The organism is Burkholderia catarinensis (assembly GCF_001883705.2).
Taxonomy (GTDB): domain Bacteria; phylum Pseudomonadota; class Gammaproteobacteria; order Burkholderiales; family Burkholderiaceae; genus Burkholderia; species Burkholderia catarinensis.
Window position 1 is genome coordinate 27,372 of record NZ_MDEQ02000011.1, and the last position, 19,277, is coordinate 46,648.

At 68.0% G+C, this 19,277-nt stretch carries 16 protein-coding genes; 7 read left to right on the forward strand and 9 right to left on the reverse strand.

Annotated elements, in window-relative coordinates; genetic code table 11:
* The first annotated feature begins 4 nt into the window (after window positions 1-4).
* Genes pcnB through panB form a run of 4 tightly spaced genes read left to right on the forward strand, consistent with a single transcriptional unit; the run spans window position 5 to window position 3,666 of the window.
* Window positions 5-1,546: a polynucleotide adenylyltransferase PcnB gene (pcnB, locus tag BFF94_RS18870; protein WP_219139656.1), complete on the forward strand. Its 1,542-nt coding sequence runs from the start codon at window positions 5-7 to the stop codon at window positions 1,544-1,546.
* A 35-nt stretch (window positions 1,547-1,581) separates the two neighbouring features.
* Window positions 1,582-2,124, forward strand: a complete 543-nt coding sequence (gene folK, locus BFF94_RS18875) for a 2-amino-4-hydroxy-6-hydroxymethyldihydropteridine diphosphokinase (protein ID WP_128850843.1) — start codon at window positions 1,582-1,584, stop codon at window positions 2,122-2,124.
* Entirely contained in the window at window positions 2,121-2,807 is a 687-nt protein-coding gene (locus BFF94_RS18880; protein ID WP_128850841.1) for a deoxynucleoside kinase, read from the forward strand. The genes folK and BFF94_RS18880 overlap by 4 nt, the downstream gene beginning before the upstream one ends.
* Before the next feature lie 43 nt (window positions 2,808-2,850).
* Entirely contained in the window at window positions 2,851-3,666 is an 816-nt protein-coding gene (gene panB / locus BFF94_RS18885) for a 3-methyl-2-oxobutanoate hydroxymethyltransferase (RefSeq protein WP_128850838.1), read from the forward strand.
* A 140-nt stretch (window positions 3,667-3,806) separates the two neighbouring features.
* On the opposite strand, the gene BFF94_RS18890 is transcribed toward panB, so the two are convergent.
* The 5 genes from BFF94_RS18890 to grpE all read right to left on the reverse strand — a co-directional run bounded on the left by BFF94_RS18890 (window position 3,807) and on the right by grpE (window position 10,261).
* Window positions 3,807-5,753 carry a chorismate-binding protein gene (locus tag BFF94_RS18890; RefSeq protein WP_128850836.1) on the reverse strand — a complete coding sequence of 649 codons (1,947 nt, stop codon included), beginning with the start codon at window positions 5,751-5,753 and terminating at the stop codon, window positions 3,807-3,809.
* Window positions 5,754-5,766: 13 nt separating this feature from the next.
* Complete coding sequence (gene dnaJ, locus BFF94_RS18895) at window positions 5,767-6,903, reverse strand: molecular chaperone DnaJ (protein WP_128850833.1); 1,137 nt, start codon at window positions 6,901-6,903, stop codon at window positions 5,767-5,769.
* A gap of 264 nt (window positions 6,904-7,167) precedes the next feature.
* Window positions 7,168-9,120, reverse strand: a complete 1,953-nt coding sequence (gene dnaK / locus BFF94_RS18900) for a molecular chaperone DnaK (protein ID WP_128850831.1) — start codon at window positions 9,118-9,120, stop codon at window positions 7,168-7,170.
* A 147-nt stretch (window positions 9,121-9,267) separates the two neighbouring features.
* On the reverse strand, window positions 9,268-9,705 hold the full coding sequence (locus BFF94_RS18905) for a thioredoxin family protein (protein WP_128850828.1): 438 nt from the start codon (window positions 9,703-9,705) through the stop codon (window positions 9,268-9,270).
* Window positions 9,706-9,715: 10 nt separating this feature from the next.
* A complete protein-coding gene (gene grpE / locus BFF94_RS18910) occupies window positions 9,716-10,261 on the reverse strand; it encodes a nucleotide exchange factor GrpE (RefSeq protein ID WP_128850826.1) in 546 nt (181 codons plus the stop codon).
* A gap of 356 nt (window positions 10,262-10,617) precedes the next feature.
* Here grpE and BFF94_RS18915 point away from each other — a divergent pair, with 356 nt between their 5' ends.
* Window positions 10,618-10,779 (forward strand): hypothetical protein, encoded by a 162-nt coding sequence (locus BFF94_RS18915; RefSeq protein ID WP_006476841.1) that lies wholly within the window; start codon window positions 10,618-10,620, stop codon window positions 10,777-10,779.
* Here the strand turns inward: BFF94_RS18915 and BFF94_RS18920 are convergent.
* The 3 genes from BFF94_RS18920 to hrcA form a co-directional block, all read right to left on the reverse strand.
* Window positions 10,751-11,158 carry an RNA-binding S4 domain-containing protein gene (locus tag BFF94_RS18920; RefSeq protein ID WP_128850822.1) on the reverse strand — a complete coding sequence of 136 codons (408 nt, stop codon included), beginning with the start codon at window positions 11,156-11,158 and terminating at the stop codon, window positions 10,751-10,753. The genes BFF94_RS18915 and BFF94_RS18920 overlap by 29 nt on opposite strands.
* Window positions 11,159-11,372: 214 nt before the next feature.
* The gene (gene hemH / locus BFF94_RS18925; RefSeq protein ID WP_128850820.1) at window positions 11,373-12,437 is read right to left on the reverse strand and encodes a ferrochelatase; all 1,065 of its coding nucleotides are present in this window, start codon (window positions 12,435-12,437) and stop codon (window positions 11,373-11,375) included.
* Window positions 12,438-12,572: 135 nt separating this feature from the next.
* The gene (gene hrcA / locus BFF94_RS18930; protein WP_085041782.1) at window positions 12,573-13,595 is read right to left on the reverse strand and encodes a heat-inducible transcriptional repressor HrcA; all 1,023 of its coding nucleotides are present in this window, start codon (window positions 13,593-13,595) and stop codon (window positions 12,573-12,575) included.
* A gap of 131 nt (window positions 13,596-13,726) precedes the next feature.
* Between hrcA and BFF94_RS18935 the strand changes: the two genes are divergently transcribed.
* On the forward strand, window positions 13,727-14,629 hold the full coding sequence (locus tag BFF94_RS18935) for an NAD kinase (RefSeq protein WP_219139657.1): 903 nt from the start codon (window positions 13,727-13,729) through the stop codon (window positions 14,627-14,629).
* Between the two features lie 19 nt (window positions 14,630-14,648).
* Window positions 14,649-16,298: a DNA repair protein RecN gene (gene recN, locus BFF94_RS18940; RefSeq protein ID WP_128850815.1), complete on the forward strand. Its 1,650-nt coding sequence runs from the start codon at window positions 14,649-14,651 to the stop codon at window positions 16,296-16,298.
* A gap of 99 nt (window positions 16,299-16,397) precedes the next feature.
* Here the strand turns inward: recN and glnE are convergent, their stop codons facing one another.
* Complete coding sequence (glnE, locus tag BFF94_RS18945) at window positions 16,398-19,199, reverse strand: bifunctional [glutamate--ammonia ligase]-adenylyl-L-tyrosine phosphorylase/[glutamate--ammonia-ligase] adenylyltransferase (RefSeq protein ID WP_219139658.1); 2,802 nt, start codon at window positions 19,197-19,199, stop codon at window positions 16,398-16,400.
* Window positions 19,200-19,277 lie beyond the last annotated feature (78 nt).

A 19,277-nucleotide genomic window follows, 5' to 3' on the forward strand; every position in this document is an offset into this window, starting at 1 on the left:
CGTCGTGATCAAAAAATTCATCCGCAAGCTGCTCGGTCAGGACGAAACCGAGCAAACCTCTCCCGCAGCGGCCCCGGCCGACGAAGCGGCCCCTGCTGCCCCGCGCGCCTCGAAGGGCGCCCGCGGCGGCGGCGCGAAGAAACCGCGCAGCAACCATGAGCCGACCGTCGTGCAGGCCAGCGTGCACGGCATCGATCCGTCGCTGATCTCGAGGAATGCCGTGCGCGTGACCGACACGCTGCAGCAGGCGGGCTTTCGCGCGTTCATCGTCGGCGGCGCGGTGCGCGACCTGCTGTTCGGCATCGCGCCGAAGGACTTCGACGTCGCGACCGACGCGACGCCGACCGAGGTGCAGCGCCTGTTCCGCCGTGCGCGCCTGATCGGCCGCCGGTTCCAGATCGTCCACGTGCAGTTCGGCCAGGAGCTGATCGAGGTGTCGACGTTCCGCGCGCTGGTCGACGCGCCGCCCGAAGCGGCTGCCGCGGCCGAGCCGCCCAGGCGCCTGAAGCGCGACGAACTCGATCGCCGCACGCACGCGGTCGACGCGAGCGGCCGCGTGCTGCGCGACAACGTGTGGGGCGAGCAGCACGAAGATGCCGCGCGCCGCGACTTCACGATCAACGCGATGTACTACGACCCGTCGACGCAGACGGTGCTCGACTACCACGACGGGATGGCCGACATGCGCGCCCGCCTGTTGCGGATGATCGGCGATCCGACCACGCGCTTCCGCGAGGATCCGGTGCGGATGCTGCGCGTCGTGCGCTTCGCGGCGAAGCTCGGTTTCGAGATCGAACCGCATACGCGCGAGCCGATCAACGCGCTCGCCGACCTGATCAACAACGTGCCGGCCGCGCGCCTGTTCGACGAAATGCTGAAGCTGCTGCTGTCGGGCCACGCGCTCGCGTGCCTGACGCGGCTGCGCAAGGAAGGCCTGCACCACGGGCTGCTGCCGCTCCTCGACGTCGTGCTCGAACAGCCGCAGGGCGAGAAGTTCATCACGCTCGCGCTGAACAACACCGACGCGCGCGTGCGCGCCGGCAAAACGGTGTCGCCGGGCTTCCTGTTCGCGACGCTGCTGTGGCACGACATGCGCCAGCGCTTCGAGCAGTACACGGCCGAAGGTGAAATCCCGGTGCCGGCGCTCCATCGCGCGATGGACGACGTGCTCGACATGCAGACCGAGAAACTCGCGATCCACAAGCGCTATTCGGCCGACATGCGCGAGATCTGGGGCCTGCAGCTGCGCCTCGAGAAACGCTCGGGCCGCAGCGCGATGCGGCTGCTGGAACACCAAAGGTTTAGAGCGGGGTATGATTTCCTCCTGTTACGCTGCGAATCCGGCGAGCTCGATGCGGATGTCGGACAGTGGTGGACGGATTTCATCGAAGGCGACGCGGCTGCTCGCGAGGCATTGCTCACGCAGGGCGGCTCGAAGGAAAAATCGCCCCGCAAGCGGCGCCGCCGCGGCGGCGCGCGAAACCGCAACCCGGGCGAAGGTGCCGCCGAGCAGGCGCCGGACACCGCGGGCGGTTCCGACGATTGACGCGCTCGCCGGCGAACGACGTAGGAAGTGATGCCATGACGGTTGCATATATCGGACTGGGGGCGAATCTCGGCGATGCGCGCCAGACCCTGAAGGACGCGGTGGTGTGCCTCGCTCAGCAGCGCACCATCTCGGTCCTCGGCAAATCGAGCCTGTATCGCACGGCGCCCTTCGAAGCGGGCGGCGACGACTACTACAACTGCGTCGTCAAGCTCGACACGACGCTCTCGGCCCGCGAGCTGCTCGCGCTCTGCCAGAAGATCGAACATCACTTCGGGCGCGAGCGCCCGTATCGCAATGCGCCCCGCACGCTCGATCTCGACATCCTGCTGTTCGGCGCCGACTCGATCGACGAACCCGACCTGATCGTCCCGCACCCGCGCCTCACCGACCGTGCGTTCGCGCTCGTGCCGCTCGTCGAGATCGACCCGGCACTCGACATCCCTGCGCGCGGCCGTGCCGATGCCTTCCTCGCCGCCGTCGCGGACCAGCGCGTCGAGAAGGTGCAGACCTGCCAGTGCCTGATGCAGAAGGCGCTCGCCGCCGGCGAAGACGCCGACAAGAACCGCTGCCGATGAACTCGACTCCCCTCACCGTCACCGCGCCCGACCTGCGCGCCCCGCACCGCTATCTCGTGATCGAAGGCCCGATCGGCGTCGGCAAGTCGACGCTCGCGCGCCTGCTCGCCGAGCGCTGGTCGATGCAGACGCTGCTCGAGCGCCCGCAGGACAACCCGTTCCTCGAACGCTTCTATCGCGATACCGCGCGCTACGCGCTGCCCGTGCAGCTGTCGTTCGCGCTGCAGCGCGCACAGCAGTCGCGCGACCTGATCGGCGCGCTCGAAACGGGCCGCCCGGTCATCGCAGATTTCATGCCGCAGAAGAACGACATCTTCGCGCGGCTGAACCTGCCGGAAGACGAGTGGCAGCTCTACCGCTCGATCGCGACGCACGTGGACGTGCCGCAGGCGCCGTCGCCCGACCTCGTCGTCTATCTGCAGGCCAGCCCCGAAGTGCTGTTCTCGCGCATCCAGAAGCGCGGGATGCCGATGGAGCTGCAGATCGGCGACGCGTACCTGCGCTCGCTCGTCGACGCGTACAACGAATTCTTCTACCACTACGACCGCACGCCGGTGCTGACGGTCGCCGCGGAACACCTGAACCCGCTGGATTCCCCCGAAGATCTTGCCCTGCTGGTCGAGCGCATCGAGACGATGCGCGGCCGCAAGGAATTCTTCGTCAAGGGCGAGACGACGCGCTGACGCGTCCCGCCTGACGCTCTTCACCCATCGACCCGGATTTTCCATGACCTATCTCCAGGAATCGAGCCGACCTGCCGTGACGGTACCCAAGCTGCAGGCAATGCGCGACGCCGGCGAGAAGATCGCGATGCTCACCTGCTACGACGCAAGCTTTTCCGCGCTGCTCGATCGTGCAGGCACCGACGTGCTGCTGATCGGCGATTCGCTCGGCAACGTGCTGCAGGGCCACACCACCACGCTGCCGGTGTCGCTCGACGACATCGCGTATCACACCGCCTGTGTCGCACGCGCGCAGCCGCGCGCGCTCGTCGTCGCCGATCTGCCGTTCGGCACGTACGGCACACCGGCCGACGCGTTCGCGAACTCGGTCCGACTGATGCGCGCGGGCGCGCAAATGGTCAAGCTCGAAGGCGGCGAATGGCTGGCCGAAACGATCCGTTTCCTCGTCGAACGCTCGGTGCCCGTGTGTGCGCACCTCGGCCTCACGCCGCAATCGGTGCATGCGTTCGGCGGCTTCAAGGTCCAGGGCAAGACCGAAGCCGGGGCCGCGCAGTTGCTGCGCGACGCACGCGCGATCGAGGACGCGGGTGCGCAACTCGTCGTGCTCGAAGCGGTACCGACGCTCGTCGCGTCCGAAGTCACGCACATGCTGAAGATTCCGACGATCGGCATCGGCGCGGGCGTCGACTGCTCGGGGCAGGTGCTCGTGCTGCACGACATGCTCGGCGTGTTCCCCGGCAAGCGCCCGCGTTTCGTGAAGGATTTCATGCAGGGGCAGCCGAACATTCAGACGGCCGTCGAGGCCTACGTGAGCGCGGTGAAGGACAGCACGTTCCCCGGTCCCGAGCACTCGTTCTGACACGTGGCCGGGGCCCGTTCGCCGGCACCCGGATGTTGAAAAGCGCGGCGCCCCTTGCAGGGCGCCGCGCTTTTTTTATGTGCCGCATCGATGAACGCGCGTGGCACCGGCATGCGAGCGGTGCCCGCCGCGTCACGGCATCATTCCAATACCGCGTCGAGTGCGCCGCGCAGCGCATTGGTCAGCAGCAGCCCCTGCGCTCGAGCAAGATCGTCGCGGGTCACGACGCGCTCCGTCGCACCGAACGCACGATCGTCGAGCAGCACGCCGCGCATCACGCCCGGCAGCACGCCGCACGCCAGCGGCGGCGTCACCCACTGGCCGTCGAGCTGCACGAACAGGTTCGAGCGCCCGCCTTCCGTCACCTCGCCGCGCTCGTTGACGAACAGCATGTCGAAACCGCCGAGCGCTTCCGCCGCCTGCCACGCGCGGTCGTATTCGGCACGGCGCGTCGTCTTGTGCAGCAACAGCGCATCGCTCGCGCGGGTCGGCGCGAAGCCGTGCGCGGACGCCAGCAGCACGCCGACCGGCCCCGCCGGCAGCGGCTTGAGCGGTGCCGCGACGATCTCGATCGTGCCGTCCTTCGCGAGCGCGAGCTTCATCCGGTAAGTGCCGCCGCCATCGAGCGCCGCGCAGCGCGCGTCGATCTCGCGACGCAACGTATCGGCGTCGAAGCGAAAGCCGAGCGCATCCGCGCTGTGCTGCAGCCGCGCGAGATGGCGGTCGAGATGCCGGATGCCGTCCGCACGCGTGGCGGCGGTCGTTTCGAACAACCGGAAGCCGGGATCGGCGTCCGTCAGGAATCGCGCTTTCAATTCGCACTCCGCATATTCGTCGGCCGCGACGCTGTCGAGCACGATGCCCGCGCCGACGCCCATCGTGCCGCGCCGCCGGTCGGCGGTGGCCGTTTCCGTTGCCGGACTGCGTGTTTCGATATCGGCGTCGGTCGCACCTTCGCCGGTCGCGCCTTCGCCGGTCGCATCGAGCGTCAGCGTACGGATCGCGACCGACAGGCAGAAATCGCCGCAACCGGCCGCGGCCGCACGATCGCGGCGCGCATCGGCATCGGCGCCCGCCTTCGGGGCCTCGAGCCAGCCGATCGCGCCCGTATAGAGCCCGCGCGGCGTCGACTCGATCGCGTCGATCAATTGCATCGTCCGATGCTTCGGCGCGCCCGTGATCGATCCGCACGGAAACAGCGCGCGCAGCATCTGCGCGAACGTCGTACCGTCGCGCCAGCCGGCCTCGACCGTCGACGTCATCTGCCACACCGACGCATACGGCTCGACGCAGAACAGCGCCGGCACGCGGACCGTACCGGTGCGCGCGATCCGCGACACGTCGTTGCGCAGCAGGTCGACGATCATCACGTTTTCCGCGCGGTTCTTCGGATCGTTCGCGAGGAACGCGGCAGCCGCCGCATCTTCGCGGGGATCGGCCGAACGCGGTGCGGTGCCCTTCATCGGCCGCGCGCGCAGCACGTCGCCGTGCTTCTCGACGAACAGCTCGGGCGAGCACGACAGGACCCACGCACCGCCGGGCAGCGCGATCAGCGCGCCGTAACGCACGGGCTGGCGCGCGCGCAGCCGCCGGTACAGCGCGAGCGGCGTGCCGAACACGTCGAAGTTCAGCCGGTACGTGTAGTTGACCTGATACGAATCGCCCGCGCGCAGCGCATCGTGCACCGCGGCGATCGCCGCGTCGAACGCATCGCGCGCCACGCTCTTCGCGACATGCGCGACGCCCGCGATCGACGGTGCGCCGCCGCCGTCCTGCTGCGCGAGCCACGCGTCGACTTCGTCGCGCGACAGGCGCTCGCAGCGCGCATACAGCAAAAAGCGCAGCGGGGCATGGCCCGGCTGCGCCCGTTGCAGGTTGCGTCCGAATTCGTAATCGCCGACGACCACCGCATGCAGCCCGTCGCGCAAGTCCTGCGCAACCGCCGCATCGACTTCGTCGAGCCGCGCCGGGTCCGTGCACACGCGTTCGTGCACAAAGCCCGAATACAAACGACTCGACCGCGCGGACGCGGTCGAGTCGCAATCGTCCAAGAGCGCGAACCGCGCGCTCTCGTTGCCTTCAGTCATGCTGTTACCCGAGTTACTCGAAGAAGCTCTTCACACGGTCGAACCAGCTCTTGCTCTGCGGGCTGTGACGCGCGCCGCCCTCGGCCAGCGACTGCTCGAACTGCTTGAGAAGGTCGCGCTGGTGGTCGGTCAGCTTCACGGGCGTCTCGACCTGCACGTGCACGTACAGATCGCCCGCGATACTCGAACGCAGCCCCTTGATGCCCTTGCCGCGCAGGCGGAACGTCTTGCCCGACTGCGTGCCTTCCGGCACCGGGAACGATGCACGGCCGGCCAGCGTCGGCACCTCGATCTCGCCGCCGAGCGCGGCGGTCGCGAACGGGATCGGCATCTGGCAGTGGAGATCGTCGCCGTCGCGCTCGAACACCGCGTGCGGCTTGATGTGGATCTCGACGTACAGGTCGCCCGGCGGCCCGCCGTTGATGCCCGGCTCGCCGTTGCCGGCCGAGCGGATCCGCATCCCGTCGTCGATCCCGGCCGGGATCTTCACTTCGAGCGTCTTGGTTTCCTTCACCTTGCCCGACCCGTGGCAGTGCACGCACGGCTCAGGGATGTAGGTGCCCGTGCCGTGGCACTTCGGGCAGGTCTGCTGGATGCTGAAGAAGCCCTGCGACATGCGCACCGTGCCCTGGCCATGACAGGTCGGGCAGGTTTCGGGCTTCGTGCCGGGCTTCGCGCCCGACCCGTGGCAGACCTCGCACGACACCCAGCTCGGCACGCGGATCTGCGTGTCGTAGCCGTGTGCGGCCTGCTCGAGCGTGATTTCCATGCTGTAGCGCAGGTCGGCGCCGCGATACACCTGCGGGCCGCCGCGGCCGCCGCGTGCGGCACCGCCAGCAGCCTGGCCGAAGATATCGCCGAAGATGTCGCCGAACGCGTCCGCGAAGCCGCCGAAACCCTGAGCACCCGCACCACCCATGTTCGGATCGACGCCCGCGTGGCCGTACTGGTCGTACGCGGCCCGCTTCTGACTGTCCGACAGCATTTCGTAGGCTTCCTTCACCTCCTTGAAATGCTCTTCCGCATCCTTGCTGTCCGGATTGCGGTCAGGGTGATACTTCATCGCAAGCTTGCGATATGCCTTCTTGATTTCGTCGTCGCCCGCATTCTTCGCGACGCCCAGAACCTCGTAGTAATCCCGTTTCGCCATGTCGATTCACTGTGCCGCCACGCATCGCGCACGCGGCGGCTCCTTTCGCCTGCAGTAAAGTCTCTCGACTCGTCTGGCGCTGCGCCGTCCAGGGACGGCTCGCGCAGCACCCGCCAAAAAACAAATGTGCCCGGAGGGCCGCGAAGCCCGCCAGGCGTGGAGTCGATCCGGCCATCCGGAAGGAAAGACAGACCGCTTTTCAGTCGCTGGCCCCGCGTGCCGCGCGTGTTTCGCGAGCGACGGGCGGGGCCATTGCAACCCGGCTTAGTCCTTCTTCACTTCCTTGAACTCGGCGTCGACGACGTCGTCGGCAGCCTGCTGCGCACCGCCCGCGTGGGCCGCGCCTTCCGCTGCACCCGCCGCGCCGGCCGCACCCGCCTGCTGGGCCTGCATGTCGGCGTACATCTTCTCGCCGAGCTTCTGCGAAACCTTGCCGAGCTCCTCGACCTTCGCGTCGATCGCAGCCTTGTCGGCCGACGTGTCCTTCAGCGCTTCCTCGAGCGACTTCAGCGACGCTTCGATCGCTTCCTTCTCGCCCGCGTCCAGCTTGTCGCCGTACTCGGTCAGCGCCTTCTTCGTGCTGTGGACCAGCGCGTCGCCCTGGTTACGCGAATCGGCCAGCTCGCGCAGCTTGTGGTCTTCCGCTGCGTTCGCTTCCGCGTCCTTGATCATCTGGTCGATTTCAGCCTCGGACAGGCCCGAGTTCGCCTTGATCGTGATCTTGTTTTCCTTGCCGGTCGCCTTGTCCTTCGCGCCGACGTGCAGGATGCCGTTCGCGTCGATGTCGAAGGTCACTTCGATCTGCGGCACGCCGCGCGGTGCCGGCGGGATGCCTTCGAGGTTGAACTCGCCGAGCAGCTTGTTGCCCGCTGCCATTTCGCGTTCGCCCTGGAACACCTTGATCGTCACGGCGCCCTGGTTGTCGTCGGCCGTCGAATACACCTGTGCGTGCTTCGTCGGGATCGTCGTGTTCTTGCTGATCATCTTCGTCATCACGCCGCCGAGCGTCTCGATGCCGAGCGACAGCGGGGTCACGTCGAGCAGCAGCACGTCCTTGCGGTCGCCCGACAGGACCTGGCCCTGAATCGCCGCGCCAACGGCGACGGCTTCGTCCGGGTTCACGTCACGGCGCGGATCCTTGCCGAAGAATTCCTTCACCTTCTCCAGCACCTTCGGCATGCGCGTCTGGCCGCCGACCAGGATCACGTCGTCGATGTCCGACACCTTGACGCCTGCGTCCTTGATCGCGATGCGGCACGGTTCGATCGTGCGCTCGACGAGGTCTTCCACCAGCGCTTCCAGCTTCGCGCGGGTGATCTTCAGGTTCAAGTGCTTCGGGCCCGACGCGTCCGCCGTGATGTACGGCAGGTTGATTTCGGTCTGCTGGCTCGACGACAGCTCGATCTTGGCCTTTTCAGCGGCTTCCTTCAGGCGCTGCAGCGCGAGCACGTCCTTCGACAGGTCGACGCCCTGCTCCTTCTTGAACTCGCCGATGATGTAATCGATGATGCGCTGGTCGAAGTCCTCGCCGCCGAGGAACGTGTCGCCGTTGGTCGACAGCACTTCGAACTGCATTTCGCCGTCGACGTCCGCGATCTCGATGATCGACACGTCGAACGTGCCGCCGCCGAGGTCATACACGGCGATCTTGCGGTCGCCCTTCTCGGCCTTGTCGAGGCCGAACGCGAGCGCGGCTGCCGTCGGCTCGTTGATGATCCGCTTGACTTCGAGGCCCGCGATGCGGCCGGCGTCCTTGGTCGCCTGGCGCTGGCTGTCGTTGAAGTACGCCGGCACCGTGATCACGGCTTCCGTGACCGGCTCGCCGAGGTAGTCTTCGGCCGTCTTCTTCATCTTGCGCAGCACTTCCGCCGAAACCTGCGGCGGCGCGAGCTTTTCGCCGTGCGCCTCGACCCATGCGTCGCCGTTGTCGGCCTTGACGATGGCGTACGGCATCAGGCCGATGTCCTTCTGGACTTCCTTCTCTTCGAAGCGGCGGCCGATCAGGCGCTTCACCGCGAACAGCGTGTTCTTCGGGTTGGTCACCGACTGACGCTTGGCCGGCGCGCCGACGAGCACTTCGTTGTCGTCCATGTAGGCGATGATCGACGGCGTGGTGCGCGTGCCTTCCGAGTTCTCGATGACCTTGACCTGGTTGCCTTCCATGATGGCGACGCACGAGTTCGTGGTGCCGAGGTCAATACCGATGATCTTTCCCATTTTTCCTAATCTCCAGAAATGCCTGTTTGCTGCGCGAAACCCCGCTTTTTTGGGCGGTTTCGCGCGCCAGAATTCAACTCTGTTCCCGAAATGCGTCCGTCCGGTCCGTTTTCAAGACCCGACGGGCGATGCGGATATTAAATTTTTTCAATCGCCGCCGGCCACCGGATCGCCGGCCACCGGATCGCCGGCCGCCGGATCGCCAGCCGCCGCGACTTTCGCACGCGCCGCCGAAACGGCCGCCTGGAACTGCGCGAGGCCGTGCCAGCCCGTCGCGCGGCCGAGACGCTTGCCGCGGTGGAAGAAGAACCACGTCGGCACGCCGTGCAGCCCGAAGCGGTGCCCCAGCTGATGGTGTTCGTACACGTTGCAATGGAACCACTTCAGGCCCAGCGCGCGGATCGCGTCGGACTGGGCGAGCATCGCCTTCTTCGCGATCTCGCAGTTGAAGCAGTCGACACCCCAGAAGAACACCACCGCGAGTGCATTGCCCGCGCCGTCGATCGCCGCGTCGAACGTGTCAGCGGCCAGCGCCTGCATGTCGAACGCGACGAACGCGGCCGGATCGGCGCCGGCGGGAACCATCGCGGCGGCCTTACTTCGGCTGTGCGACGGTGACGAGCGCCGGACGCAGCACGCGGTCGGCGATCATATAGCCCTTTTGCAGCACCGTGACGACGGTGTTCGGCTCCTGTTCGGCCGGCACCATCGAAATCGCCTGGTGCTGGTGCGGATCGAACTTCTCGCCGACCGGGTTGATCGCGACGACACGGCCCTTCTCGAGCGCGCTCGTCAGCTGGCGCAGCGTCAGTTCGACGCCTTCGCGCACCTTCGCGATATCGCCGGACGTATCGCCGACGGCCGCTTCCAGGCTGTCCAGCACAGGCAGCAGGTGTTCCGCGAAGCTCTCGATCGCGAACTTGTGCGCCTTCGAGACATCGTCCTGCGCGCGACGGCGAACGTTCTCGGTCTCGGCCTTCGCCCGCAGGTAGCTCTCCTGCAGCTCGGCGACCTTGGCTTGAGCCTCCGCGAGCGCCGCGTCGGCTGCTTCGGCGGCGGGAGCGGCGCCTTGCGCCGCCGGCTTCTCGCTGCCGATGTCTTCGGCCGATTGGGTAGTCGGGTTCTCTTGCGTGTTTTCCATGTCGCTGAAAGTCGATTAGAGGTTGAAGCCAAATCGGCAACCGCCGGACCGTATACCCGGCGGCACCGCACATTGCTGGTGCAAATAAGGGTGAAAACTGCGATTTCAAGAGCGTTATTCGCCGGCATTCTCCAATGCCGCGAAACAACCGCGCGTCCAGCCGGTGCATGGCCCGCATAGTCCGCCAGCTCGGGCGAAACGGGCTGTAACAACGCTTACCCGGCAAGTACTAGCTTGGCACAGGCCGGCTGCACTACACTCCACTCAAGCGTCGGAAAAGCGTGTTTACCCCTAGCTGACCGCCGCCTGACATCCACCTGGCGCCGTTTTCACCCGTCTTCTCGAGGCGAGGTACCGTGAAACTGACCTTTGCAATATCGGTGGTCGCGCTGGTACTCATCGCCGGCACCACCACCATCTGCCTGTCGGGAGCCGTTACCGACCGCACGACCGAATACGGAAGCGCGCGGGCGACGTTCGACCAGATGTTCAGCTCCCACCAGAAAATCTGTCGATGATGCGCCGGTCGCGCTTCGTCGGCCGGCCGTGCAGTTCGGCCGCCGGCTCGCGATACGTGCGGCGCCGCTCCAGCTCGGCGAGCCGCGCGGCCCGCCCCGCTTCAGTTTCCTCGTAAAGCGTCTGCGCGACGCTCGCGGGCCCGCGTACGTCGCATATGCCCAGCACGGCAATGTGCCAGACGATGCCGTCGATCGCAATCTCGACCTCGTCGCCGACGCGCACCTCCTTCGCCGGCTTGACCGCCGCGCCGCCGATCTTCACGTGCCCCTTGTCGACCGCATCGGTCGCGAGCGAGCGCGTCTTGAAGAACCGGGCTGCCCACAGCCATTTGTCGATGCGCAGCTTCGCGCCCGGTTCGGTCGAAATCTTGTAGTTCATGTCCGCCTCCGCCGGGCCGCCCCAAGGAGGCTGACCGCCCCCTCGGGGGGCAGCGAACGAAGTGAGCGTGGGGGTCGTTTCATGTCAGCCTCCGCCGGGCCGTCCCAAGGAGGCTGACCGCCCCCTCGGGGGAGCCGTGCATGGGACCGGAGTAAGCGCTGAAGCGTCAACTCCGGTCGACAGCGAACGAAGCGAGCGTCGGGGTCGTTTCATCTCAATTCACCGTTTCGGGCTGCACCGTCCTGACGGGCCAGCCCTGCAGATTCTCGGCGACGATCTCGCCGAGCGCGCCGATCCACGCGGGCGCGCCGTTCAGGCACGGAATCCGGTGGAACGCCTTGCCGCCGCCGGCAAGGAACTCGTCGCGCACTTCCATGCCGATCTCCTCGATCGTCTCGAGGCAATCGGCCGTGAAACCGGGACAGAACACGTCGGCCCGCCGCACGCCGGCCTCGCCGAACTCGCGCAGCGTCGGCGCGGTGTACGGCTGCAGCCATTCGGCCTTGCCGAAGCGCGACTGGAAGGTGACGCGGCATTCGGTCGTCGACAGCCCGAGCGCGGCCATCAGCAGCGCGCCCGTCTGCTGGCACTGGTCGTGATAGGGGTCGCCGAGGTCGAGCGTGCGCTTCGGCACGCCGTGAAAGCTCAGCACGAGCTTGTCGCCGGCCGCGAAGTCGGGCCGGCCGTGCTGCGCCCAGTACTGGCGCACCTGCTCGGCAAGCGCGTGGATATAGGCCGGATGGTCGGCGTAGTGCCGCACCGTGCGCACCTCCGGCTGGTTGCGCATGCGCGCGAGCGCATCGAAGGCGGCGTCGAACGCGGTGGCCGTGGTCGACGCCGAGTATTGCGGATACATCGGCATCAGCAGCACGCGCTCGACGCCCGCGCGCTTGAACTGCGCGAGCGCATGCGAAATGTTCGGACTGCCGTAGCGCATCGCGTAGTCGACGAGCACGTGATAGTCGTTCGACGCGAGCAGGTGGCGCACGCTGTCGGTCTGGCGCTCGGTGTGCACGCGCAGCGGCGAGCCCTCGGGCATCCACACGGCCGCGTATTTCTTCGCGGATGCACGGCCGCGCAGCGGCAGGATCAGTGTGCGCAGCAACACCTGCCAGACAACCTGCGGGATTTCGACGACCCGCGGATCCGACAGGAATTCGGCCAGATAGCGCCGCACCGCGCGCGGCGTGGGAGCGTCGGGCGTGCCGAGATTGATCAGCAGCACGCCGATGCGATGGGCGGCCGCGATGCTCGAAGGCGGCTCAAGATCGAAACGCATGGGCAAGAACGTGCTCGGGGCACGGGACCGGATGGGTCTCAATTATAGCGGGCCGCCCCGTGCCGTTCGGCCGACTGTCGGCGCAGGCGGCGCCGCGGCACGATGACGGGGCGGGATCGGGCTGGCGATGGCAGGCTACTGCTGGCTCAGCGTGAGCGACAGCAGGCGCGCGGTGATGTCGACGATCGGTATCACGCGGTTGTACGCCATGCGGGTCGGGCCGATCACGCCGAGCGTGCCGACGATCTGCCCGTTCACCTCGTAAGGCGCGGTGACCACGCTCATTTCCTCGATCGGCACGAGCGTCGATTCGCCGCCGATGAAGATCTGCACGCCCTGGGCGTGGCTCGACACGTCGAGCAGTTGCAGGAGGCCCGTCTTTTGGTCGAACACGTCGAACAGCTTGCGCAGCCGCGCCATGTCGGAGGAAAGATCCGCCACCTCGAGCAGGTTGCGCTCGCCGGAAATCAGCACGGTGTCCTCGGTGTCGGGCACCTCGGTGCTGGCCGTCACCGCCAGATGCATCAGCGCGGTCATGTCGCCGCGCAACTGGTCGATCTCGTCGCGCAGGCGGCGGCGCACCTCGTCGAACGACAGGCCGGCGAAATGCGCATTGATGTAATTGGACGCCTCGGTCAGTTGCGACGGCGAATAGTCGCGCGGCGTCGCAAGCATCCGGTTCTGCACGTCGCCCTCGGGCGTGACGATGATCAGCAGGATGCGCTTGTCCGACAGGCGCATGAACTCGATCTGCTTGAACACGTGGCTGCGGCGCGGCGTCAGCACGACGCCCGCGAACTGCGACAGGTTCGACAGCACGCTCGCGGCGGCCGCGACGACCCGCTGCTGCGGCTCGCCGGCCTGCAGCGTGTTCTGCACCTGCCGCGCGACGGCCTCGGCGTCGATCGGCACCTCGACCGTCAGCATCGTGTCGACGAACAGCCGGTAGCCGCGCGGGGTCGGCACGCGGCCGGCCGACGTGTGCGGGCTCGACACGAGGCCGAGCTCCTCCAGGTCGGACATCACGTTGCGGATCGTCGCCGGGCTCAGCTCGAGCCCGGAGTAACGGGACAACGTGCGCGATCCGACTGGCTGACCGTCGACGATATACCGTTCGATCAGGGTTTTCAGGAGGGTTCGTGCGCGAGGATCTAGCATGGTGGAAAATTTTAGCGCAACCGCGTGACCGCGGCGAGTGGCATCGGCCACCATTGTGCGGGCCGGTCCGATCCGGCCCCGCCAGCGCACAGCCGGTTCTTTTCGTCAACGAGCTATGGTGTAATGCCGGCATGAAAACCGGTAATCAGTTCAGTACTGTCGCACTCGTCGGCCGGAGCAACACGCCCGGCATCGCCGAACCGCTCGCCACGCTGGCCGCCTGCATCGCGAAGCGGGGGTTCGACGTCGTCTTCGAGGGCGACACGGCGCGCGAGATCGGCATCACCGGCTATCCGGCGCTCACCCCGGCCGAAATCGGGGCGCGCGCCGACGTGGCGGTCGTGCTCGGCGGCGACGGCACGATGCTCGGCATCGGCCGCCAGCTCGCGCCGTACCGCACGCCGCTGATCGGGATCAACCACGGGCGGCTCGGCTTCATCACCGACATCGCGGCGGCCGACATGCAGGCGCTCGTCCCCGTGATGCTGTCGGGCAAGTTCGAGCGCGAGGAGCGCTCGCTGCTCGAGGCCCGGATCATGCGCGACGGCGAACCGATCTACCACGCGCTCGCGTTCAACGACGTCGTCGTGACCCGCAGCGGCGTCTCCGGGATGGTCGAGCTGCGCGCGTCGGTCGACGGCCGGTACATGTACAACCAGCGTTCGGACGGCCTGATCGTCGCCACCCCGACGGGCTCGACCGCGTACGCGCTGTCGTCGGCCGGCCCGATCCTTCATCCGCAGTTGCAGGGCATCGTGCTCGTGCCGATCGCGCCGCACGCGCTGTCGAACCGGCCGATCGTGCTGCCCGACGATTCGAAGATCGCGATCCAGATCGTCGGCGGGCGCGACGTCAACGTGAACTTCGACATGCAGTCGTTCACCTCGCTCGAACTGAACGACACGATCGAGGTGCGCCGCTCGAAGCACACGGTGCCGTTCCTGCATCCGATCGGCTACAGCTACTACGCGACGCTGCGCAAGAAGCTGCACTGGAACGAACACGCATCGAACGAAGACGACAAGGCGTCCTGACGCCACTCCGCCCGATACCATGCTCCGCCACCTCTCGATCCGCGACTTCGTCATCGTCGCCGCGCTCGATCTCGAATTCGATCGCGGCTTTTCCGTCTTTTCAGGCGAAACCGGCGCCGGGAAATCGATTCTGATCGACGCGCTTGCCCTCGCCCTCGGCGAACGCTCCGATGCGAGCGTCGTGCGCACCGGCTGCGGCCGCGCCGACATCACGGCCGAATTCACGCCGCACGACCGCGTCGCGCGCTGGCTCGACGAACACGCGTTCGACGCCGAGGACACCGTGATGCTGCGCCGCGTGATCGACGCGAGCGGCCGTTCGCGCGCGTTCATCAACGGCACCAGCGCGACGCTCGCGCAGCTGCGCGAACTCGGCGAGATGCTCGTCGACATCCACGGCCAGCACGCGCACCAGTTGCTGATGCGGCCCGACGCGCAGCGCGAGCTGTTCGACACGCACGCGGGGCTCGTCGCCGATGCCGCGAACGTCGCGCGCGCGTGGCGCGTGTGGCGCGACGCGACGCAGGCGATCGACGCCGCGAAGGCGCACGAGCGCGAGCTGCAGCTCGAACGCGAAAAGCTCGCGTGGCAGCTCGCCGAGCTCGACAAGCTCGCGCCGCAAGCCGGCGAATGGGACGAAGTCAGCAACGAGCACAAGCGCCTGTCGCATTCGGCGAACCTGATCGAAGGGGTGCGCGGCGCACTCAACGCGCTGTCCGAGTCCGACGACGCGATGCTCGCGCAGCTCGGCGCGATCGTGTCGAAGCTGCGCAGCCTCGCCGACTACGACCCCGCGCTCAGCGATGCGCTCGCGTCGCTCGAGCCGGCCGAAATCCAGTTGCAGGAAGCCGTCTATTCGCTGTCGCACTACGCGCAGCGCGTCGATCTCGACCCCGAGCGGCTCGCGCAGGTCGAAACGCGTCTCGATGCGCTGCACTCGACCGCCCGCAAGTTCCGGCTGCCGCCCGACACGCTGCACGAAGAACATGCGGCGCGCCGCGCGCAGCTCGCCGCGCTCGACGCGGCCGCCGATCTCGGCGCGCTCGAGGCGACGCAGGCCAAGGCGCGGGAAGCCTATCTCGCCGACGCCAGGCACCTGTCCAAGGCACGCGCGCAGGCCGCCAAGGCGCTGGGCACGGCCGTCACGACCGGCATGCAGGAACTGTCGATGGCGGGCGGAAGTTTCGAAGTCGCGCTCGCGCCGCTCGCCGACGGCGGCCCGCACGGGCTCGAGCAGGTCGAGTTCCGCGTTGCCGGGCATGCCGGCGTGCCGCTGCGGCCGCTCGCGAAGGTTGCGTCGGGCGGCGAGCTCGCGCGGATCAGCCTCGCGCTCGCGGTCATCGCAAGCGCGGCGAGCCCGACGCCGACGCTGATCTTCGACGAAGTCGACACGGGGATCGGCGGCGGTGTCGCCGAAGTGGTCGGCCGCCTGCTGCACCAGCTCGGGCGCGACCGCCAGGTGCTGTGCGTGACGCACCTGCCGCAGGTCGCCGCGCGCGGCGACCACCATTTCCAGGTCGCGAAGGGCGCCGACGACCGCGGCGGCACGGTGTCGACGGTCGTCGCGCTCGACCGGGCCAACCGGATCGAGGAAGTCGCGCGCATGCTCGGCGGGCTCGAGATCACCGCCACGACGCGCAAGCACGCGAAGGAAATGCTGGCGGCCTGACGCGGCGGCCAGCCGACCCGATTCCCGCCGGACGGGCCCGCACGGTTTGGGCTTTCAGCGCGGCGCGCGGGTCGATGCGGCGCGCCGCTCCGCTTCCATTCAAACGTCCGTTTCAACCGCCCCAAACACGCGGGTCCACAGCGCCGTCACGGCCGCCCGCTCGTCGGCCACCACGGCCGGATCGACCCGCGCCTTCTCCATCCCGTCGAGCCGCAGCTTGTGCTGCAGCTTCCGGTACTTGCGGTACGCCGCGCCGACGCGCTCGGCCTCGTCCTCGCCCATCAGCCCGAAGCGCGCGACCTCGCGCAGCAGCGCGATGTTGCCCGTGTTGCGGATCAGCTCGGCGTCGCTCGACGCATGCAGCAGCACCCAGTACTGGACGATGAACTCGATGTCGACCATCCCGCCGCGATCGTGCTTCAGGTCGAACAGCTCGGTCTGGTTGGGATGACCGGAAAACACCTTGCCGCGCATGTCGACGATTTCCTTCGCGAGCACGCCGCCGTCGCGCGGCGTCGTCAGCACCTGCTGGCGGATCGCCTCGAAGTCCGCGCCGATCTGCGTGTCGCCCGCGCTGTAGCGGGCGCGCGTCAGCGCCTGGTGTTCCCATACCCACGCGGTATTCGCGGCGTCGCCCTCGCGCAACTGGTAGCGGCGGAACGCGTCGAGATCGGTGACGAGCAGCCCGGCCTCGCCATTCGGCCGAAGCCGCAGGTCGATGTCGAACAGCGCGCCCGCACCGGTCGCCGTCGTGAGCCACGTGATCAGGCGCCGCGTGAAGGTCGTGTAGACGTCCGCCGAACGCTCGTCGCGGTCGTCGTACAGGAAGATCAGGTCGAGATCCGATGCGTAGCCGAGCTCCTTGCCGCCCAGCTTGCCGTACGCGATCACCGCGAACTTCGGCACGTCGCGATGGCGCTTCGCAAGCTGCGACCAGACGACTTCGATCGTCACGTCGAGCACCGCGTCGGCCAGTTCGGACAGGCGGTCGCTCACGTGCTCGACCGACAGTTGCCCGGCGAGATCGATCAGCAGGATCCGGAACACCTCCGCGTGCTGCGCGTGCCGCAGCAGGTCCATCTGCTGCTCGGGGCCGTCGGCCGCCGCGAGGCGCGCGCGCAGCGCATCCTTGAACGCGGGCCAGTCGAACGGGCTCGCGATCACTTCGTCGTCGAGCAGCTCGTCGAGCAACTGCGGATGGCGGATCAGGTAGCCGCCGCCCCAGCGCGTCGCGCCGAGCACCGACAGCACGCGCTCGAGCGCGGCCGGATATTCGGTCAGCAACGCGAGATAGACGCCGCGCCGGCTGACCGTCTCGAGCAGGTCGAACAGGCGCACGATCGTGTCGTCACGGCGCGCGGCGTCGATCCGCGGCGCGGCCTCGAGCGCCCGCTGCGCGACGCTGTCGAAGCGCTGGCGGCTCTTTTCCGGCAGGCCCGTATAGCGCGACGACTGCCAGATCGCGCGCAGCCGCGCGAGCACGGTGGCCGGATCGGCGAAGCCGAGGCCGCCGAGGCGCGCGACCTGCGCGTCGTCCTCGCCGTCGTCGGCCAGCGCGCCGCTCCAGATCCACGCGGCCGCCGTGTCGTCGCCTGCCGCGCAGGCGCCGCCGTTCACCTTGTCCGCGAAGATCTCGTGGAACTGCGCCTCGACGAAAGTCCGGTGGCCATCCAGCACCGTCATCAGCGCCGCATAGTCGGCAAAGCCGAGCGACGCGGCCAGCGCCGCGCGTTCGTCGAGCTCGACCGGCATCGCGTGCGTCTGCGCGTCGTTGCGGTACTGCAGCCGGTGCTCGAGCGTGCGCAGGAAGTTGTAAGCGTCGGTCAGGCGCGCACGTACGTCCTCGCCGATCAGCCCGCGCGCCTGCGCATGGCGCAGCACCGCGAGCGTCGGCCGCACGCGGAATTCCGCATCCTGGCCGCCGCGGATCAACTGGAACACCTGCGCGCTGAACTCGATCTCGCGGATCCCGCCGCGCCCGAGCTTGATGTCGTCCGCCTTGTCGGGCCGCATCGACGCGCGGCGAGCGGCTTCCTGCCGGATCTGCTGGTGCAGCGAGCGGATCGCGCCGATCACGCCGAAATCGAGATAGCGGCGGTACACGAACGGCTTGACGATCGACTCGAGCTGCGACTCCAGCCGCCGCGCCGCGTCGCTGTCGCCCGCCGACACGAGCCGCCCCTTGATCCATGCATAGCGCTCCCACTCGCGCCCCTGCACGTAGAAATATTCCTCGAGCATGCCGAGGCTGCAGACGAGCGGCCCCGAATCGCCGTTCGGACGCAACCGCATGTCGACGCGAAACACGTAGCCGTCGGCCGTGACCTCGGACAGCACGCCGATCAGGCGCCGGCCGAGCCGCGTGAAGTATTCCTGGGTGGACAGCGGCGCGCGCGCGCCGCCGGTCGTCTCGCCATCGTCCTCGTAGACGAAGATCAGGTCGATGTCCGACGACACGTTCAGCTCGCGGCCGCCGAGCTTGCCCATCCCGACCACGCCGAGCACGACGCGCTGGCCGTCGGCGCCGCGCGGCTCGCCGTACAGCGCCTCGAGTTCGTCCGACAGCAGCGCGAGCGAGCGCTGCACGGCCACTTCGGCAAGATCGGTCATCGCGCCCGTCACCTCGGCGACGTCCGCCAGCCCGCGCAGGTCGCGCTCCGCGACCGCGCCGAATGCCTCGACACGCAGTTGCCGCAACGCGCGTTTCAGTTGCTCCTCGGTCGGCGCGGCCGCGCCGGCCTGCGCCGCGAGCAGCTCGGTGAGGCGCGCGTCGAGCTGCGCGCGGCCGAGCGGCGCGGCAGCCCACGCGGCGACCTGGTCGGCCAGCGCAGGCCGCGCGGCAACCGCGCGGGCAATGTAACGGGAATAGGACGTGCTGATCAGGGCGGAAGCGTCGGTCATCGAGAAGCGGGCCTGGCGGAACGGCCGGCCGGCACGGGAAAACGCATGCGCGCCCCGCTCCCGACAGGCTCCATGGAC

Coding starts and splice junctions, on each gene's coding strand:
- dnaJ (WP_128850833.1), bottom strand. CDS start 6,903: ATGGCGAAACGGGATTACTACGAGGTTCTGGGCGTCGCGAAGAATGCG.
- folK (WP_128850843.1), top strand. CDS start 1,582: ATGACGGTTGCATATATCGGACTGGGGGCGAATCTCGGCGATGCGCGC.
- hrcA (WP_085041782.1), bottom strand. CDS start 13,595: ATGCTAGATCCTCGCGCACGAACCCTCCTGAAAACCCTGATCGAACGG.
- panB (WP_128850838.1), top strand. CDS start 2,851: ATGACCTATCTCCAGGAATCGAGCCGACCTGCCGTGACGGTACCCAAG.
- BFF94_RS18920 (WP_128850822.1), bottom strand. CDS start 11,158: ATGAACTACAAGATTTCGACCGAACCGGGCGCGAAGCTGCGCATCGAC.
- BFF94_RS18935 (WP_219139657.1), top strand. CDS start 13,727: ATGAAAACCGGTAATCAGTTCAGTACTGTCGCACTCGTCGGCCGGAGC.
- grpE (WP_128850826.1), bottom strand. CDS start 10,261: ATGGAAAACACGCAAGAGAACCCGACTACCCAATCGGCCGAAGACATC.
- BFF94_RS18890 (WP_128850836.1), bottom strand. CDS start 5,753: ATGACTGAAGGCAACGAGAGCGCGCGGTTCGCGCTCTTGGACGATTGC.
- BFF94_RS18905 (WP_128850828.1), bottom strand. CDS start 9,705: ATGGTTCCCGCCGGCGCCGATCCGGCCGCGTTCGTCGCGTTCGACATG.
- recN (WP_128850815.1), top strand. CDS start 14,649: ATGCTCCGCCACCTCTCGATCCGCGACTTCGTCATCGTCGCCGCGCTC.
- glnE (WP_219139658.1), bottom strand. CDS start 19,199: ATGACCGACGCTTCCGCCCTGATCAGCACGTCCTATTCCCGTTACATT.
- hemH (WP_128850820.1), bottom strand. CDS start 12,437: ATGCGTTTCGATCTTGAGCCGCCTTCGAGCATCGCGGCCGCCCATCGC.
- dnaK (WP_128850831.1), bottom strand. CDS start 9,120: ATGGGAAAGATCATCGGTATTGACCTCGGCACCACGAACTCGTGCGTC.
- BFF94_RS18880 (WP_128850841.1), top strand. CDS start 2,121: ATGAACTCGACTCCCCTCACCGTCACCGCGCCCGACCTGCGCGCCCCG.